The organism is Lysinibacillus sp. Ag94 (genome assembly GCF_023242215.1).
GTDB lineage: Bacteria > Bacillota > Bacilli > Bacillales_A > Planococcaceae > Lysinibacillus.
The window spans coordinates 4,290,595-4,306,381 of record NZ_CP096780.1 but is presented as its reverse complement, the minus strand read 5'-3'; the positions used below and the strand labels follow the sequence as shown (position 1 = coordinate 4,306,381).

Sequence of the window (15,787 nt, the reverse complement as noted above, 5' to 3'; positions counted from 1 at the left end):
GGGTATTTTTATTCGCCAAACAACAGTGCCATCAACTTTTCTTTTGAATGTAAAAAGTCATCTAAAGTATAGCGATCTAAGACGGTTAAGTAAGCCTGCAATGCTTCGTATAATACGCCTTTTAGCTGGCATTCTGGAGCGATCTTACAAAGGTTATTTTCTTTGTCAAAGCATTCGACAAGATGAAAATCCTCTTCTGTATGACGTACTATTTCACCAATTGTAATGGTCCTTGGATCAATTGCTAGGCGAATTCCGCCACCACGCCCTCGAATCGTTTCAATATAGCCCAATAATCCAAGCTGGTGTGTCACCTTCATTAAATGGTTTTTCGATATATTATAAGCATCTGAAATTTCTTGGATAGTTGATAGTTGGCCATCTTCCTTCGCACCCAAATATATGAGTGTCCGGAGAGAATAATCTGTGTATAAAGTTAAGCGCATAAGAACACCCTACTTTCTATAGTTCAAAATAATTATAGCATTTTTACCTTGAAGTATAATAAATTCAATACTTTTTTAAAGATGTATTTAAAATACATTAATTATGTCCATTTTGTTAAAGATGTATTTTATATATTGCTTTTAAAAAATGAGAGCGTTATATTGTAACCATGAAAGGGTGGTAAGCGATATGTTAAAACAAGAAACAGTACAAATTATTAAAGCAACAGTTCCTGTATTAGAAGTTCATGGCGTGGAGATTACTAAAACGTTTTACAAAAATATGTTCCAAGCTCATCCCGAATTATTAAATATTTTTAACCATACAAATCAAGAAAAAGGTCGTCAGCAAACAGCATTAGCAAACACAGTCTATGCTGCGGCAGTTCATATTGAAAATTTAGAAGCTATTTTACCAGCGGTGATGTTAATTGCTCATAAGCACCGTAGTCTAGGTATTTTACCTGAGCATTATCCAATAGTAGGAGAATACTTACTAAAAGCGATTAAAGAAGTGCTTGGTGATGCAGCAACAGATGATATTATTAATGCATGGGCTGAAGCATATGGCATGATTGCAGATATCTTCATTCAAGTAGAAGAAGAGCTATATCAAAAAGCTGAGGGTAATGGCGGATGGCGCTTATTTAAACCATTGAAAGTTGCGAAAAAAGTAGTAGAAAGTGATCTTGTTACATCTATCTACTTTGAAAATGAAGATGGTTCTCCTCTACCAGCTTATGAGCCAGGTCAATATATCAGTATCCGCGTGAAAGTACCAGGTGAAGAGTATTTAATGAACCGTCAATATACACTTTCACAAGCAAGTACAGAAAATGGCTATCGTATTTCTGTAAAACGTGAAAGTGATCATACGCCAAATGGTAAAGTATCTAACTTTATTCACGACGTATTAGAAGTCGGAGATTTAGTGGATGTAAGTGTTCCTGCAGGACTATTTGTCTTAGAAGAAAGTGCTGCTCCAATTACATTTATAAGCGGTGGTATCGGTGTAACACCATTAAACAGTATGCTGCAATCATTAAAAGATAATGCGGCAAATAAAGTGAGCTTTATCCAATGTGCGCGCAATGAAAAAGTTGTAGCATTCAGCGATGACATTCAAAAGAAAGTAAATATGCTTCCAAATGCAACATATACAGCGTTATATTCGGATGAAAATAAGAAAATCACAAAAGAATTTTTAGCTGAAAAAGTAGCCAACAATGCAGATGTTTACGTATGTGGACCTGCAGGCTTTATGGAAGCGGTCATTAAAAATTTACATGAGATTGGCGTGAAAGACGAAAAAATTCATTATGAATTCTTTGGTCCTGCCATGCAATTAGTAAAATAAAATTCAAAATTGTGAATGGCGTGCTCTTATTTAAAAAGCACGTCATTTTTTTAGTTTCATAATAATCTGGGCTATTTTAGATGCAATAAATTTTTGAAAATCCGCTGAATGATATGCTTCAATATCTTTATCCTCAGTCGAACTGCTAATAGGTTTTGGTATTTCGAAGGTTGGATTCTCTAATGGTTTTCTTCCAGAGGACAAAATAAAGTTATCGTTTACAAGTGCAAAATCTACGTCAGACAGTGAACAAGCAATTGTGCTTGTTCCATTTCAACGAAAGCAATAGTGTATACGTATTTCGTGGTAGCGAAAAGTAACAACAGGAATGCGACGGATGCAATTCGAGGCATAATGGATTAATTGATTTTTCAAAATATACTTGACTTATCGGTTTTGTTTGGTTTAATATGTAAATTAATTTATAGAATGTGGCGACTGAAAAAATCGGAGCTTTGGTTTTAGAACTAAAAGCTCCGATTTTGTTTTTTAGCCATAAAAAATACTCATAGTGACCATAAAAATGGAGCTCTCATTGATGTCTTAAGCGAAGATTTGCGCAGGAGATTTGGTGGGAGTTTTTTGTGTTCATGAAAAGGAGTTGGGGATAATAAATGTCTTTTAGTGGAAGTTTGAAAGATGGAAGAAGTGTGTGGCTGGACGGAGTAAAAGTGGATGTAACAACTCATCCAGCCTTTACGGGAACATTAGAGACTATCACAAATTTATTAGCACTTCTAGATGATGAGAACAATCAAAGCATTGCAGGTTTTAAAAGTCCAAAAAGTAATCGATTTGTTCATAGTGCATTTTATATTCCGCATAGCTATGAGGGTTTAATAAAGCGTAAAAAAGCATTTGCTCTATGGTCGAATAAAACCTATGGAGTAATGAGTCGTTTATCAGATTATGCTAATTCTCTAATTACCGGATACTATTTGGATCGTCAACAGTTTGCGCAATATGATGTTGGATTCGTTGAAAAAATAACGAAATATTATGAGCTAGCTAGAGATGAACGGCGAATTGTTACTACTGCCATTTTGGATCCTCAAATGGATCGTTCGAAACCAGCTGAAGAGCAAGATGAAGATGCATTATTGCGTATTATACGGGAGACCAAGGAAGGGGTAGTTGTACGAGGGGCAAAAATGATTGCGACTGGTGCTCCTTATGCACATGATGTCATTGTCACCTCTCCGCAAAAATTATCATCAAATCAAATCGCACAAGCAAATATGTTTATTGTGCCATTGAATTTACCTGGGCTACAAATTGTTTGTCGAGAATCATTTGCTTCAAATAAAGAGCATCATAAATTAAGTTCAAGATTTGATGAAATGGACGCTGTTTTATTGTTTGACGATGTTTTAATCCCGTGGGATAGGGTGCTTATTAAGGGTTCACCTGAGGGCGTGTTGAAAGCACATCGGCATCAGCAACTCGATGCACTAGCGCAGCATCAAACGGTCGTTCGTTTACTATCAAAATTAGAATTTGCTGCTGGGGTGACAACGGCAATAGCTCAATCAATTGGTGCAGATTACTTTTTACATGTTCAGGAAAAAATAGGGGAGCTTTATACACAAATTGATAGTATTGAAGCCTTATTAATTTCATCAGAAAAAGAAGGGCATCTAAATGAGCAGAATGTTTATGTACCTAATATTACGCCACTACAAACAGCAAGAAATTTAGGCACACATTTCTATGGCCGTGCTCTAGATATTTTAAAGCAGATTGGTGCAGGAGGCTTTATTCAATTATCGTCATCTCCGATTCTAGAAAATCACGAATTATTCCCATTATTTTCTAAATACTATAAAGGGGCAAAGGTAGATGCACGAACAAAAGAAAAGCTATTTAGAATGGGGTGGGAACTTATTGGCAGTCAACTCGGCTCACGTCATGATTTATACGAACGGTTTTATACAGGTGATCCAATTCGTGTTCAGGCCTTGCAGTATGAAACTTATGATAAATCCTATTTGAAAAATAGGTTAAACCATTTTTTGAATAATTTAATTGAAAGGGAGGGAAATGAAGATGAATACGCAGATTCCATATTTGCGGAGGTTGAATAATGGGCGAACAGTTTGGTTAGATGGAGGGATTGTTACTAATTTAGAAAACCATCAATCCTTTAAAGGGACTGTTCGTACAATCCAGCATTTATTATATTTACAAACCGTGGAGCCGACAAAATCGATTTTAACGTATGAAACGGAAGAAGGTACAAATGCCCACCTATCTTTTTTAGTGCCAACATCAATCAATGATTTAAAAAGGAAAAGTTTAGCTTATAAATGCTGGGCAGATGAAACGTTTGGAGTAATGAGCCGCTTATCCGAATATTCTCGTTCGCAGTTAGTAGGTTGGTATGCAAGTAGACAACAATTAGATGTTTTGTCACCGGGCATTGCAACAAAGCTTGACAAACTATACACAGCGGCACGTGATTTAGATTTATTATCAACGGTAGCAGCTCATGACCCGCAAAAGAACCGTTCTAAATCTGCTGAAGAGATAGAGCATGGGAAATTACGTGTAGTGACTAAAAATGAAGAAGGTATTTTTGTGAGCGGTGCCAAAACAATTGCTACAGCAGCACCATATGTAGATGAACTGCTCATAACCTCTTATCATAAGCGAGGGTTAGAGGAAGCACCAATGGCAAATGTATTTTATGTTCCAACATCAGCTCAAGGGTTACATATGGTATGTCGAGAATCGTTTGCCTCCACTGATACTAGCAACCACCCTTTAAGCTCTCGTTTTGATGAAATGGATGCTGTCTTAATTTTTGATAATGTTCTAATCCCTTGGGAAAGAGTGTTGGTAGCAGAAGACCCTGAATTAGCTTGGAAGCTACGAACTGAAACGGCATCATCTTTGTTAAGTCAGCATCAAACGGTTGTACGCCTAATTAGTAAATTAGAATCGGTAGTAGCCATTGGCAACGAACTAGCGGAAACAGCTGGAGCGACGGAGTTTTTACATGTAAAAGAGAAGTTAAGTGAGTTAATCATACAGTTAGAAACTATAAAGGGTTTATTAAATGCGGCTGAATATGAAGCTAGCGAACATAATGGCATTTATCTACCTCAACAACGATTTTTAACGACTGCCCGAAATTTAGGTACACGTTATTATCCACGTGCTTTGGAAATATTACAGCAAATTGGAGCAAGCGGATTATTGCAAGTGCCGTCTACTATTGAAGAAATCAATGGGCCAATAGGTGACAAGTTACAGGCGTATTATGGAGGTACACATACAAGTGCATTTGCAAGAACCCAATTTATTAAACTAGCTTGGGATTTAATAGGTAGTCAGCTTGGAGCGCGTCACGAATTATATGAACGTTTTTATTCAGGTGATCCTGTTCGTACCTTTGCAGCGCAATATCAAAACTATAGTGAAAAGGATCGATTGTTAAAACTAGTTGAAGAATTTAATTAGGGAAGGAGAGACAATGGTGAAACCACATTTTTATTGGTTTGCTCCTACAAGTGGAGACGGAAGGTATTTAGGGTTAAAGCAGCCTGAAAGAGAGCCAACCTTGGAGTATTTAGTAGATGTGGCTCAAACGGCAGAAAAAGCAGGATTTGAAGGGATTTTGATTCCTACTGGTATTCCTTATTTAGATTCATGGCTCGTAGGGTCTGCTATCATTCATCAGACAAAGCATATAAAGCCGTTAATTGCATTTAGACCCGGTTTTGTTTCCCCGACAGTTGCATCTAAAATGGCAGCGACTTTAGATCAATTTTCGAAGGGAAGAGTGTTGGTCAATGTTGTAACGGGCGGTTCAGAAAAAGAGCTAGCACAAGACGGTGACTACTTATCACATCAACAGCGCTATGAACGTACAGATGAATTTTTAACTGTAGTGAAAGAAACCTGGCAAGAAGAATCATTTCATTATGATGGCGAGTTTTTTAAAGTAACTGAAGGAAAGTTGATTCCTACTCTTTATCAAGAAAGAGGTATTCCTATTTATTTTGGAGGTTCTTCCGAGGTGGCTAAGGAAATAGCTGCAAAAGCTGCAGATGTTTATTTGCAATGGGGAGAGCCAGTAGCAAGCATTCAGGAGCAAATTCAACATGTTGAAAGTCGAGCTAAAAAGTATAATCGTCGATTAGAGTACGGTATTCGAATTCATATAGTTGTACGTGATACAGAGCAAGAGGCTTGGGATGCTGCCTATAACATTATTAGTAAAATAGAAAACCCTGTACAATCGAATCTGAATCGATATTATGAAACGGTAGATTCAGTCGCTCAAAAAAGAATGAACGTCCTTACTGCTGAAAACGAGCGATTTGATCAATACAGTTGGGCTGGTATAGGTAAAATTCGAAAAGGTGCGGGGACGGCTATTGTTGGTACGCCAGAGCAAGTTAAAGCAGGATTGCAAGCGTATATTGATATCGGTGTAACGCACTTTATTTTATCAGGCTTCCCACATAAAGAGGAAGCAGAAATTTTCGGAGAAAAGGTATTGCCATTATTTAAATAAATGGGGTGATCTTTGCATGGAATTTGTTATTTGGGGTTCAAATTTAGCAGGTGGATTTTTACGTTCTAGAATAGAGCAAAATACAGAAGGAAGCTTTGAGTACAATAAAACATTGATAAAATTAGCTGAAAAGTTAGAGATAAATGCTGTTTTATTTCCGATTCGCTATATGGGCAATATTGGCGGTAATGGTAGTGCTGAAGAAGGACAACTTGATGCCCTAACGCTTGCGGCAGCATTAATTGCTGAAACGGAAAATATTCACTTTATAGCAGCTGTTTTGCCTGGGTTCATCCATCCAGCAACTTTAGCCAAAATAGGTTCAACAATAGACGTCATTTCAAATGGTAGATTTCATATAAATTTAGTAAGTGGCTGGTTTAAAAAAGAACAAGAAACCTTTGGTATTGAGTGGATCAACCATGAAGATCGCTATCGACGTTCAACTGAATATTTAGAGGTATTGAAAGGTCTTTGGTCACAAGACAACTTTAGCTATGAGGGCGATTTCTATACACTAAAAAATGCTACGCTTACACCAAAACCAATTCAAAAGCCATATCCTTCGATTTATCAAGGTGGTAATTCAGAGGACGCTCAAGTTATGGCAGGCGTGCACAGTGATGTTTATTTTATGAACGGAGCTCCGATTGTAGAGTTGCAAAAACAAATTGAAAATGTAAATGAAATTGCGAGAAGAAAGGGGCGGACGATAAAATTTGCTGTTAATGCATTTGTCATTGCCCGTAAAACTTCTGAAGAAGCGTTCCAAGAATTTCAATCAATTATTGATCATGCCGATGAAGAAGCAATCTTGCAGTTCCGGAATCGCAAAGAAACGTTAGGGATGTGGAAAAATGCCACTCAGTTAAGTGATTTTGTAGCTAATAATGAGGGTTTTCGTACAGGGTTAATCGGTAGTTATGATGAGGTAGTTACTAAATTACAAGAATTAAGTAGCATTGGTATAGAAAAAGTGCTAATTACTTTTAAAGAACCATTAAAAGAATTACCTGAATTTCATAAACATATTAGCACTAAACTAAATCACAGTATTTTTAATCCTTAAAACAATGTAAATCTATAGGTTAAATACAAAAAAGGGGGTATAAATAGAGCAAACTTTTATTTGTGCAGAGCGTACAATTCCTTGGTAATCATGCTGCAAAATGAAACCTGTGCTGAAAGAAGTTAAAAAATTTACATGAGATTGGTGTGAAAGACGAAAAAATTCATTATGAATTCTTTCGTTCAGCCATGATAATTATAAACCCTTGTTATAACAAGCAGCTATCCGCACTTGTAGCAAGGGTTTTTGTGTGAATAAGCATAAAAAATTTATTGAATTTTCCATAGTTGTGGAAAAAAGTGATTGAATTCATAGTAAAACAAGTGGTAATATACCTTATAAGAATACTCGGTATTGAAAGGGGAATGGTAGATGGGTCAAATGATTATTACAGGACTTATTTGTGGAGCTTTGCTTGGTTTTGTTATGCAACGTGGTCGTTTTTGCTTAACTGGCGGCTTCCGCGATATGTATTTAACAAAAGATAATCGGATGTTTTACGCATTACTTATTGCGATAGCAATTCAAAGTGTAGGTGTATATACCTTAATTAGTTTGAAGGTATTTGAATTTAGTGCTGGTTCTTTACCGATCGTAGCAGTTATAGTTGGTTCATTTATTTTTGGAATTGGCATTATTTTTGCTGGTGGTTGTGCAACAGGGACCTGGTATCGGGCAGGAGAAGGTTTAATTGGCAGTTGGATTGCATTAGCTGGCTATATGCTTGTAGCAGCAATGGTGAAATCAGGCGTATTGTTGCCGTTGGATAAGACTATTAAAGAAACGAGCATTGAAAGTAATTCTATTGCCGAGACAATTGGCGTAAACAACTGGTTGATTATCACGATTTTTGTAATAGTTGTAGCATATATCGTATACCGTGAGCTCAAGAAGCCTCGATTGAAAATCCCGGGGTTAAAGCCGAAAAAAACGGGATTAGCACATATTTTATTTGAAAAACGGTGGCATCCATTTATAACTGCAACAATTATAGGCGTGATTGCAACTTTAGCATGGCCATTAAGTGTTGCTACTGGTCGCATAGGAGGGTTAGGCATTACAACACCTTCTGCTAATATTTTGCAATTTTTGGTCACAGGACAAATTAATTTCATCAACTGGGGCGTTTTCCTAGTACTAGGGATTTTCTTAGGATCATTATTCGCAGCAAAAATGAGTGGTGAATTTAGATTCCGTATTCCAGATACGAAAACAGCGATTAACAGCTTCTGTGGTGGACTTTTGATGGGATTCGGCGCTGGTTTAGCAGGAGGTTGCTCAATTGGTAATGGATTGGTGATGACGGCGATGATGACTTGGCAAGGCTGGATTTCATTAGGGTTTATGATTTTAGGTACATGGACAGCATCTTACTTTGTATTCGTTCGACCAAGGAAAAAAGCTAAGCGAGCTGCGCAAGTAATAACAGCGTAAAAAAAGGAGTGTATATTCATATGAAAAAAACATTAGAAGTAATGGGAATGGTTTGTCCATTTCCTTTAGTAGAAGCAAAAGAAGCTATAAAAGACTTACATTCAGGCGATGAATTAGAAGTGCAATTTGATTGTACACAAGGTACCGAATCCATTCCTCGTTGGGCTGCTGAAGAAGGGCACGAGGTAACGGAATATGAACAAGTTGGCGAAGCTGCTTGGACAATAACTATTAAAAAGAAGTAAGTCTTCATAGCAATGCGCTATTAAGCGAGAAATTCGATGATAGAATCGTCGGATTTCTCGCTTTTTTTGATAAGAAAATGAGGGTAACAACCTGAAAGGGATCGATAAAGTGTTGATACAAGAGGGAACTGATATTGTAACGATGATTAAGAAAAATTAAGCTTGCATGTTGACAATATACCTAACGGGGTATATTATGAATCACGTAAGCAAGTTCAATCGATCGTTTTGAAAGGAGGCGTGATAGTATGGCTTACGGTACAAAAACGGCTAATCGGGTGAAGCGAATAGAAGGTCAATTGCGTGGTGTTTTACGCATGATGGAAGAAGAAAAAAACTGTAAGGATGTAATTACGCAGCTATCTGCCGTGCGTTCTGCGGTTGATCGGACTATTGGAGTAATTGTTAGTGAAAATTTATTGGAATGTGTAACGACTGCTGAAGGGGATGCGGGAAAAGTGAATACAGCCATCCAAGAGGCGATGGATTTAGTCGTGAAAAGCAGATAAATTTATATACCCTAAATAGTATGCGGAAGGAGGTAATGTTACTTGGGAACATGGATTTTACTTGCTGTTGTTATAGCGTTTTTCGTTTGGCGAATGAGGCCAACGAAAGGGGTGCAGTCAATTTCGGTGGCGCAATTGAAAAGTATGTTGAATGATAGGGATAAAGTTTTTATCGATGTGCGTACACCAGCTGAATATAAGGGGCGAAATATCCCACAATTTAAAAATATTCCACTTGGTTCGAGTTTCGATAAATTACCAAAAGATAAAGAGATAGTGGTCATTTGTCAAAGTGGGATGCGTAGTAGTCAGGCGTGTAAGCAATTAAAAAAACAAGGATTTGAACGTGTCACAAATGTCCGTGGAGGCATGAGCGCATATTAGGAGGAGAATGGCATGAAGGAAATTTCAACAAAGGAAGTTCAACAAGCTTTAGAACAAGGTCAGGCAATAAAGTTAATTGATGTACGTGAAGTGGATGAAGTGGAGTCGGGGCACATTCCGGGAATGATTCATATCCCACTCGGCTTACTCGAATTTCGTATGCATGAGTTAAATAAAAATGAATCATATGTTATCGTTTGTCGATCAGGTGGTCGTAGTGGTCGTGCTACGCAATTTTTAGAAAGTCAAGGCTTCGATGTATCCAATATGGTTGGAGGCATGCTTGCTTGGGATGGTGAAGTGCAGTAAAGAGATGCTGTAGCACTTGCTATATTTTTTTAACAAAAATAATACCCATACAGGTATTAGGGAGGGAGGTATGAGTATGAAGGTAGATTTTCGGCTAGATGCCAAGGGGCTTTCTTGCCCCATGCCAATTGTTAAAACAAAAAAGGCGATGGCTGATTTAGTGGATGGTCAAATTTTAGAAGTCTTAGCAACAGATAAGGGTTCGAAAGCAGATATTGCTGCATGGGCTGAATCTGTAGGCCATCAATATATCGGGACTGTGGAAGAAGAAAATGTGCTTAAACATTACATTCGCAAATGCTCAGATGACACAATGGATGAGAAATCATTTGAACATACAATTGCGTTAGAAGTAGCGGTGGAGAGGGAAGGGCTTATTCTCGATGTTCGCGAAGAGGCAGAGTTTGCTTTTGGACACATCGAGGGAGCGAAGTCTATTCCGATGGGTGAACTTGAAGTACGTCTTTCAGAACTTAATAAAGAGCAAGAGGTTTATGTCGTATGTCGAACAGGGAAGCGTAGTGATTTAGCTGCTCAAAAGCTTGTGGCACATGGCTTTACAAAGGTATTTAACGTTCTGCCAGGTATGACATCCTGGACGGGACATTTAATAAAACATATTTAGGAGGAATTTATTATGTCAAATAAAGTAGCGATAATTGCAAGTAACGGTGGTCTTTTCGATGCGTATAAAGTATTCAATATTGCGACGGCAGCGGCGGCTACAGAGAAAGAAGTAGCGATTTTCTTTACGTTCGAAGGATTAAATTTAATTCATAAACAAGGGATGCATGCATTACCTATGCCTGCTGGAGCGGAGCATTTGGCAGAAGGGTTTGCTAAAGCTAATGTACCAGCAATTCCACAATTGGTGGAAATGGCACAAGAATTAGGTGTGAAATTGATTGCGTGTCAAATGACGATGGATGTAATGGGTTTAACGATAGCTGATTTTATTGAAGGTATCGAGGTTGGGGGAGCTGTGACATTTTTAGAGTTTGCTAAAGATGCAGCACCGTCATTAACATTTTAATTTATTTGTAACTATACGAGCGGAGAGGATAGTCCTTTCCGCTAAAAAAATTGATAAAATAATACCTCAGGGGGTAACGACAGTGTCAGTTTTAAAATGGAGTGCAGCGCAAGTAGCGAAAAAAGTAATGAACAATGAAGAACTATTTATTTTAGATGTTCGAAATGCGGATGCGTTCGAAGATTGGAAAATTGATGGCCATAAATTTGAATACCTCAATATTCCGTATTTTGAGCTATTAGATGGCGTCGAGGATATTTTACCGAACATTCCAACTGATAAAGATGTATTAGTTGTTTGTGCGAAAGAAGGATCATCACTAATGATAGCTGAGATGTTATCAGAAGCAGGACGTACGGTCGCTTATTTAGAAGGTGGAATGAAAACGTGGAGTGAATATTTAGAACCGCTTAAAGTTGGAGATTTAACTGATGGGGGTGAGCTTTATCAGTTTGTACGTTTAGGGAAGGGTTGCCTTTCTTATATGGTCATCTCTGAGGGTGAAGCAGCGATTATCGATGCTGTGCGTTTTACTGACGCATTCACAAGCTTTGCGGAAGAGAAAAATGTAAAAATTAAATATGTGTTCGATACACACTTACATGCGGATCATATTTCTGGTGGACGACATATAGCAGCTACTACTGGTGCGACGTATTATTTACCACCAAAAGATGCAGAGGAGGTTGTGTTTGACTATACACCTTTACTTGATGGAACAACTGTACGAGTTGGTGCCTCTCAAGTTGATGTAGGAGCGATTTATTCACCCGGTCATACAATTGGTTCAACGTCCTTTGTTGTGGACAACAAGTATTTATTAACTGGAGATATTTTGTTTATTGATTCAATTGGACGCCCTGATTTAGCGGGTCTAGCAGAAGATTGGGTGGGTGATTTACGTGAAACACTTTACAAACGATACAGAGAATTATCGGATGATTTAATTGTTTTACCAGCTCACTTTATGATTATTGATGAACTAAATGAAGATGGAACTGTAGCAAAACACCTTGGACAATTATTTGCGGAAAATCACGGCTTAAATATTAAAGATGAAGCAAAATTCCGAAGCGTCGTAACAGAGCATTTGCCTCCACAGCCAAATGCATATCAAGAAATTCGTCAAGTAAATATGGGTAAGATTACCCCAACGCAGGATGAGCAAACAGAGATGGAAATTGGTCCAAATCGCTGCGCAGTTCGATAGTTCGTTTATAAAAAATGGTTAAATGCAATGAGTACGCATGCATGGTTATAGCATGTAAATACCGCGAAGCGAAGGCGCTCATCCTTCGTAAATTCGTGAAAAAACAAATAGAACCGGCAAAATCGCTTACAACGTTTGCTGTTCCAAAGGAGAAAAATATGAAATCAAACTTACAACTAGATGCAAAGGGTTTATCTTGTCCGATGCCTATAGTGAAAACAAAAAAAGCGATAGATACATTAGCTTCAGGGGAAGTTTTAGAGATTCAAGTAACAGATAAGGGAGCTTTAGCGGACATCCCTGCTTGGGCAAAAGCTGGCGGTCATATAATTTTAGACAAATATGAGGATGCTGGCGTTATTACATTTTTTATTCAGAAAGCTTAAGTCTGGTGGGGGTTGTCTATTTGAGGGTAGCACAGCCCTCCTTTCGTTATTGGTCCTTAGTGAGTTAACTAGAAAGAAGGAAAACTATGGATTTAACATGGATCATTACAATATTTTTAATTGGCTTTGTCGGTTCGTTTGTATCAGGAATGCTAGGAATTGGCGGAGCGATTATAAAATATCCGATGTTATTATACGTCCCACCTTTACTAGGTTTTGCTGCTTTTTCAGCACATGAGGTATCAGGTATTAGTGCAGTAGAAGTGTTTTTTGCCTCGGCAGCTGGAGTGTGGACGTATCGAAAAGGTGGTTTTTTAAATAAAGCACTAATGCTATATATGGGGGGTGCCGTATTAGCAGGAAGTTTCATTGGTAGTTATGGCTCCAAATTTTTATCTGAAGACGGCGTTAACATCGTTTATGGTGTATTGGCGTTGATTGCTGCAGTGATGATGTTTATTCCTAAAAAGCAAATTGACGACAAACCTTTCGGTGAAGTAACGTTTAATAAACCAATCGCAGCTGTTTTAGCGTTTATTGTTGGTATTGGATCAGGGATTGTTGGGGCGGCTGGTGGTTTCTTGTTAGTACCTATCATGCTAGTAGTATTGGGCATACCGACACGTATGACAATTGCTACAAGCCTCGCTATTACTTTAATATCCTCAATAGGCGGGACAATTGGAAAATTGATGACGGGGCAAGTTAATTATTACCCCGCTTTCATTATGATTATAGCTAGCCTAGTAGCCGCTCCACTAGGTGCAAAAGCTGGGAAAAAATTAAATACGAAAATTTTACAAGCTATGTTAGCGGTCCTTATATTGGCGACTGCTATTAAAATTTGGGTGGATATATTGTAGGAGGCGGTAATGAATGAAAATTGAGGTTTTTTCGGATTTTACATGTCCGTTCTGCTATATTGGCAAACGAGAATTGGAACGTGCTATTGACTTAGCGGGTTATTCAGGGCAGGTAGAAATTGAATATAAAGCATACCAAATTGGGCCAAATACGCCTAAGGAAGATGCACCAACTTTATATGATGGGATGGCCGCGAAATTTAACTCCACGTTAAAAGAAGTAAAGGAAATAACAAAGGGTATAGCAAGACGTGCTGAAGAGATTGGCTTGCATTACAATTTTGAAGAAATGAAAACAGCCCATACTGAAAAAGCTCATCGATTAGCAAAATGGACAAGGAAGTTCGGTAAAGAGTCGGTTTATACGGAAGAGCTTATGAGTGGTTATTTTACAAAAGGAAAAGACTTAAACGATGAGAGGTTCTTGTTAAAAGTCATTGAAAATTTAAACTTAGATGTTGGAGCTGCAAAGGACGTGCTAGCATCAAACGACTTCAGTGAATCTTTAGATAAAGATCGATATGATGCCCAACAACTAGGTGTACAAAGTGTTCCGTTCTTCGTTTTTGAAAATCGTTACGGTATTAAAGGTGCGGAGCCAACTGATGTTTTTGTGCGGACGTTACATCAAGCGGCAGAGCAAGCGGGTATTCAGCCAGTATTAAAGATGATAGGCGATGGTGAAGCTATTTGTGCTGATGGTGAATGTCAATTATAATGCCAGGTAAAATGTACTCAGCAATTTTATCTTCATTTAGCGATCTTTACTGTGCGAAAGCCGCAATTACGTAAGGCGAAAATGAGTAGGAATAAGTGCATACTGCAAGAGGTATTAAGTCTCGTCTGATGTGTTATAGAACAAAAGAATTCATAATTTTATGCTCTAAATGGTTCTATTTACGTAAGGTGTGAGGAAAGTCACATCGAAAAACATGCTGCTTTGCTAAAATATAGGTGATTATACAAAGGGGGGTATTGTAGATGAAACCTATAGTAGCAGGAGTAGCGGGGACAGTACTGTTAGCAGGTACACTTTTTGTGGGGGCAGTCATTAGCGACAAAATTTTAGGGGATGCTAAAGGAGAAAGTAATGAAACTGCTGTACAAACAAAAATACCAACGACAGCGGCTGCTCAGTCAGTTGTCTATGCGCCACCAAGTATTGAAGAAGTACCAGATGGACCTATGAAGGAAGCAATATTATATGGCTATGAGCTTGTAAATAATACACATGTTGCTGCAGAAGAATATGTGGGGAATCAGTTGTCTTGCACGAGCTGTCATGCGGGGGCAGGTTATGATGAGCAAGTTTCGTCATTGGTAGGTGTTATGGCGAATTATCCTCAATATATTGCACGCTCAGGTGATATTGTAACGATTGAGGAGCGTATTAACGGTTGTATGGTTCGCAGTATGAACGGTAAGAAATTTGACATGAATAGTAAAGAGTTAGAAGCAATGGTCTCATACTTCGCTTATATTTCAGAGGGTGTACCTATTGGGGCAAAGCGTGAATGGGTAGGTACAAGTACTATGAAGAACATTCCTATACCGGATGTTACGAATGGTGAAGAAGTATATGCCCAGTCTTGTATTACTTGTCACGCAGCTGATGGCTCAGGTACTGGTGCTAATACAGGTCCGGCATTATGGGGTAAAAACTCATTCAATGATGGAGCGGGTATGGCGAGAATGTCGAAAATGGCTGGCTACATCAAACATAATATGCCGGTTGGTGCAGCAGGTACTTTGACAGATCAAAATGCCGCTGACTTAGCAGCCTTTATTTTATCGCAGGATCGACCTGAATGGAAAAATCACGATAAAGATTGGCCAAAAGGCGAACGTCCTAATGATATTATGAATAAAGAAAAACGGGAACAAGTTAAAAATGGCACAATAAATTGGGAGCAAGTACTTTCTACCAACTAAAATGAAGAGAGAGCATCCCTAGCGAATAGAAATAATATTCGTTTCATCTACCTTTAGATAATTTATATCTAAAGGTATTTTTTTATCT

Annotated in this window: 18 protein-coding genes; 17 read left to right on the top strand and 1 reads right to left on the bottom strand. The window is 38.1% G+C overall.

Annotated features, from left to right (window positions below):
* Positions 1-8: 8 nt before the first annotated feature.
* Positions 9-446, bottom strand: coding sequence for an Rrf2 family transcriptional regulator (locus tag MY533_RS20330; RefSeq protein WP_132361404.1), 438 nt, complete (start codon positions 444-446; stop codon positions 9-11).
* 190 nt (positions 447-636) lie between these two features.
* Between MY533_RS20330 and hmpA the strand changes: the two genes are divergently transcribed.
* The 17 genes from hmpA to MY533_RS20245 all read left to right on the top strand — a co-directional run bounded on the left by hmpA (position 637) and on the right by MY533_RS20245 (position 15,699).
* Positions 637-1,803: an NO-inducible flavohemoprotein gene (gene hmpA / locus MY533_RS20325; protein ID WP_248717359.1), complete on the top strand. Its 1,167-nt coding sequence runs from the start codon at positions 637-639 to the stop codon at positions 1,801-1,803.
* 614 nt (positions 1,804-2,417) lie between these two features.
* Positions 2,418-3,887 (top strand): 4-hydroxyphenylacetate 3-hydroxylase family protein, encoded by a 1,470-nt coding sequence (locus MY533_RS20320; protein ID WP_248717358.1) that lies wholly within the window; start codon positions 2,418-2,420, stop codon positions 3,885-3,887.
* Positions 3,850-5,265: a 4-hydroxyphenylacetate 3-hydroxylase N-terminal domain-containing protein gene (locus MY533_RS20315; protein WP_248717357.1), complete on the top strand. Its 1,416-nt coding sequence runs from the start codon at positions 3,850-3,852 to the stop codon at positions 5,263-5,265. Before MY533_RS20320 ends, MY533_RS20315 begins: the two co-directional genes overlap by 38 nt.
* Before the next feature lie 13 nt (positions 5,266-5,278).
* Positions 5,279-6,325, top strand: a complete 1,047-nt coding sequence (locus MY533_RS20310; RefSeq protein ID WP_248717356.1) for an LLM class flavin-dependent oxidoreductase — start codon at positions 5,279-5,281, stop codon at positions 6,323-6,325.
* Between the two features lie 16 nt (positions 6,326-6,341).
* Positions 6,342-7,394 carry an LLM class flavin-dependent oxidoreductase gene (locus MY533_RS20305; protein WP_248717355.1) on the top strand — a complete coding sequence of 351 codons (1,053 nt, stop codon included), beginning with the start codon at positions 6,342-6,344 and terminating at the stop codon, positions 7,392-7,394.
* 372 nt (positions 7,395-7,766) lie between these two features.
* Complete coding sequence (locus MY533_RS20300) at positions 7,767-8,828, top strand: YeeE/YedE family protein (protein ID WP_132361419.1); 1,062 nt, start codon at positions 7,767-7,769, stop codon at positions 8,826-8,828.
* A 20-nt stretch (positions 8,829-8,848) separates the two neighbouring features.
* Positions 8,849-9,073: a sulfurtransferase TusA family protein gene (locus MY533_RS20295; RefSeq protein ID WP_132361421.1), complete on the top strand. Its 225-nt coding sequence runs from the start codon at positions 8,849-8,851 to the stop codon at positions 9,071-9,073.
* Positions 9,074-9,321: 248 nt separating this feature from the next.
* Positions 9,322-9,582, top strand: a complete 261-nt coding sequence (locus tag MY533_RS20290; RefSeq protein ID WP_132361424.1) for a metal-sensitive transcriptional regulator — start codon at positions 9,322-9,324, stop codon at positions 9,580-9,582.
* A 93-nt stretch (positions 9,583-9,675) separates the two neighbouring features.
* Complete coding sequence (locus MY533_RS20285) at positions 9,676-9,966, top strand: rhodanese-like domain-containing protein (RefSeq protein WP_371873369.1); 291 nt, start codon at positions 9,676-9,678, stop codon at positions 9,964-9,966.
* A 12-nt stretch (positions 9,967-9,978) separates the two neighbouring features.
* Complete coding sequence (locus MY533_RS20280) at positions 9,979-10,275, top strand: rhodanese-like domain-containing protein (protein WP_132361429.1); 297 nt, start codon at positions 9,979-9,981, stop codon at positions 10,273-10,275.
* A 76-nt stretch (positions 10,276-10,351) separates the two neighbouring features.
* Entirely contained in the window at positions 10,352-10,900 is a 549-nt protein-coding gene (locus MY533_RS20275; protein WP_248717353.1) for a sulfurtransferase TusA family protein, read from the top strand.
* A gap of 12 nt (positions 10,901-10,912) precedes the next feature.
* A complete protein-coding gene (locus MY533_RS20270; protein ID WP_132361434.1) occupies positions 10,913-11,308 on the top strand; it encodes a DsrE/DsrF/DrsH-like family protein in 396 nt (131 codons plus the stop codon).
* Between the two features lie 82 nt (positions 11,309-11,390).
* Positions 11,391-12,518, top strand: a complete 1,128-nt coding sequence (locus MY533_RS20265) for an MBL fold metallo-hydrolase (RefSeq protein ID WP_248717352.1) — start codon at positions 11,391-11,393, stop codon at positions 12,516-12,518.
* Positions 12,519-12,676: 158 nt separating this feature from the next.
* Positions 12,677-12,904 (top strand): sulfurtransferase TusA family protein, encoded by a 228-nt coding sequence (locus MY533_RS20260; protein ID WP_248719265.1) that lies wholly within the window; start codon positions 12,677-12,679, stop codon positions 12,902-12,904.
* A gap of 86 nt (positions 12,905-12,990) precedes the next feature.
* Positions 12,991-13,767 carry a sulfite exporter TauE/SafE family protein gene (locus MY533_RS20255; RefSeq protein WP_248717351.1) on the top strand — a complete coding sequence of 259 codons (777 nt, stop codon included), beginning with the start codon at positions 12,991-12,993 and terminating at the stop codon, positions 13,765-13,767.
* Positions 13,768-13,780: 13 nt separating this feature from the next.
* Positions 13,781-14,485 carry a DsbA family oxidoreductase gene (locus tag MY533_RS20250; RefSeq protein WP_248717350.1) on the top strand — a complete coding sequence of 235 codons (705 nt, stop codon included), beginning with the start codon at positions 13,781-13,783 and terminating at the stop codon, positions 14,483-14,485.
* A 263-nt stretch (positions 14,486-14,748) separates the two neighbouring features.
* A complete protein-coding gene (locus tag MY533_RS20245) occupies positions 14,749-15,699 on the top strand; it encodes a c-type cytochrome (RefSeq protein ID WP_248717349.1) in 951 nt (316 codons plus the stop codon).
* Positions 15,700-15,787 lie beyond the last annotated feature (88 nt).

What these genes read in the sequence shown, in the direction of transcription:
- MY533_RS20330 (WP_132361404.1), bottom strand. Translation starts at nt 446, where the DNA reads ATGCGCTTAACTTTATACACAGATTATTCTCTCCGGACACTCATATAT.
- hmpA (WP_248717359.1), top strand. Translation starts at nt 637, where the DNA reads ATGTTAAAACAAGAAACAGTACAAATTATTAAAGCAACAGTTCCTGTA.
- MY533_RS20320 (WP_248717358.1), top strand. Translation starts at nt 2,418, where the DNA reads ATGTCTTTTAGTGGAAGTTTGAAAGATGGAAGAAGTGTGTGGCTGGAC.
- MY533_RS20315 (WP_248717357.1), top strand. Translation starts at nt 3,850, where the DNA reads ATGAATACGCAGATTCCATATTTGCGGAGGTTGAATAATGGGCGAACA.
- MY533_RS20310 (WP_248717356.1), top strand. Translation starts at nt 5,279, where the DNA reads ATGGTGAAACCACATTTTTATTGGTTTGCTCCTACAAGTGGAGACGGA.
- MY533_RS20305 (WP_248717355.1), top strand. Translation starts at nt 6,342, where the DNA reads ATGGAATTTGTTATTTGGGGTTCAAATTTAGCAGGTGGATTTTTACGT.
- MY533_RS20300 (WP_132361419.1), top strand. Translation starts at nt 7,767, where the DNA reads ATGGGTCAAATGATTATTACAGGACTTATTTGTGGAGCTTTGCTTGGT.
- MY533_RS20295 (WP_132361421.1), top strand. Translation starts at nt 8,849, where the DNA reads ATGAAAAAAACATTAGAAGTAATGGGAATGGTTTGTCCATTTCCTTTA.
- MY533_RS20290 (WP_132361424.1), top strand. Translation starts at nt 9,322, where the DNA reads ATGGCTTACGGTACAAAAACGGCTAATCGGGTGAAGCGAATAGAAGGT.
- MY533_RS20285 (WP_371873369.1), top strand. Translation starts at nt 9,676, where the DNA reads ATGAGGCCAACGAAAGGGGTGCAGTCAATTTCGGTGGCGCAATTGAAA.
- MY533_RS20280 (WP_132361429.1), top strand. Translation starts at nt 9,979, where the DNA reads ATGAAGGAAATTTCAACAAAGGAAGTTCAACAAGCTTTAGAACAAGGT.
- MY533_RS20275 (WP_248717353.1), top strand. Translation starts at nt 10,352, where the DNA reads ATGAAGGTAGATTTTCGGCTAGATGCCAAGGGGCTTTCTTGCCCCATG.
- MY533_RS20270 (WP_132361434.1), top strand. Translation starts at nt 10,913, where the DNA reads ATGTCAAATAAAGTAGCGATAATTGCAAGTAACGGTGGTCTTTTCGAT.
- MY533_RS20260 (WP_248719265.1), top strand. Translation starts at nt 12,677, where the DNA reads ATGAAATCAAACTTACAACTAGATGCAAAGGGTTTATCTTGTCCGATG.
- MY533_RS20255 (WP_248717351.1), top strand. Translation starts at nt 12,991, where the DNA reads ATGGATTTAACATGGATCATTACAATATTTTTAATTGGCTTTGTCGGT.
- MY533_RS20250 (WP_248717350.1), top strand. Translation starts at nt 13,781, where the DNA reads ATGAAAATTGAGGTTTTTTCGGATTTTACATGTCCGTTCTGCTATATT.
- MY533_RS20245 (WP_248717349.1), top strand. Translation starts at nt 14,749, where the DNA reads ATGAAACCTATAGTAGCAGGAGTAGCGGGGACAGTACTGTTAGCAGGT.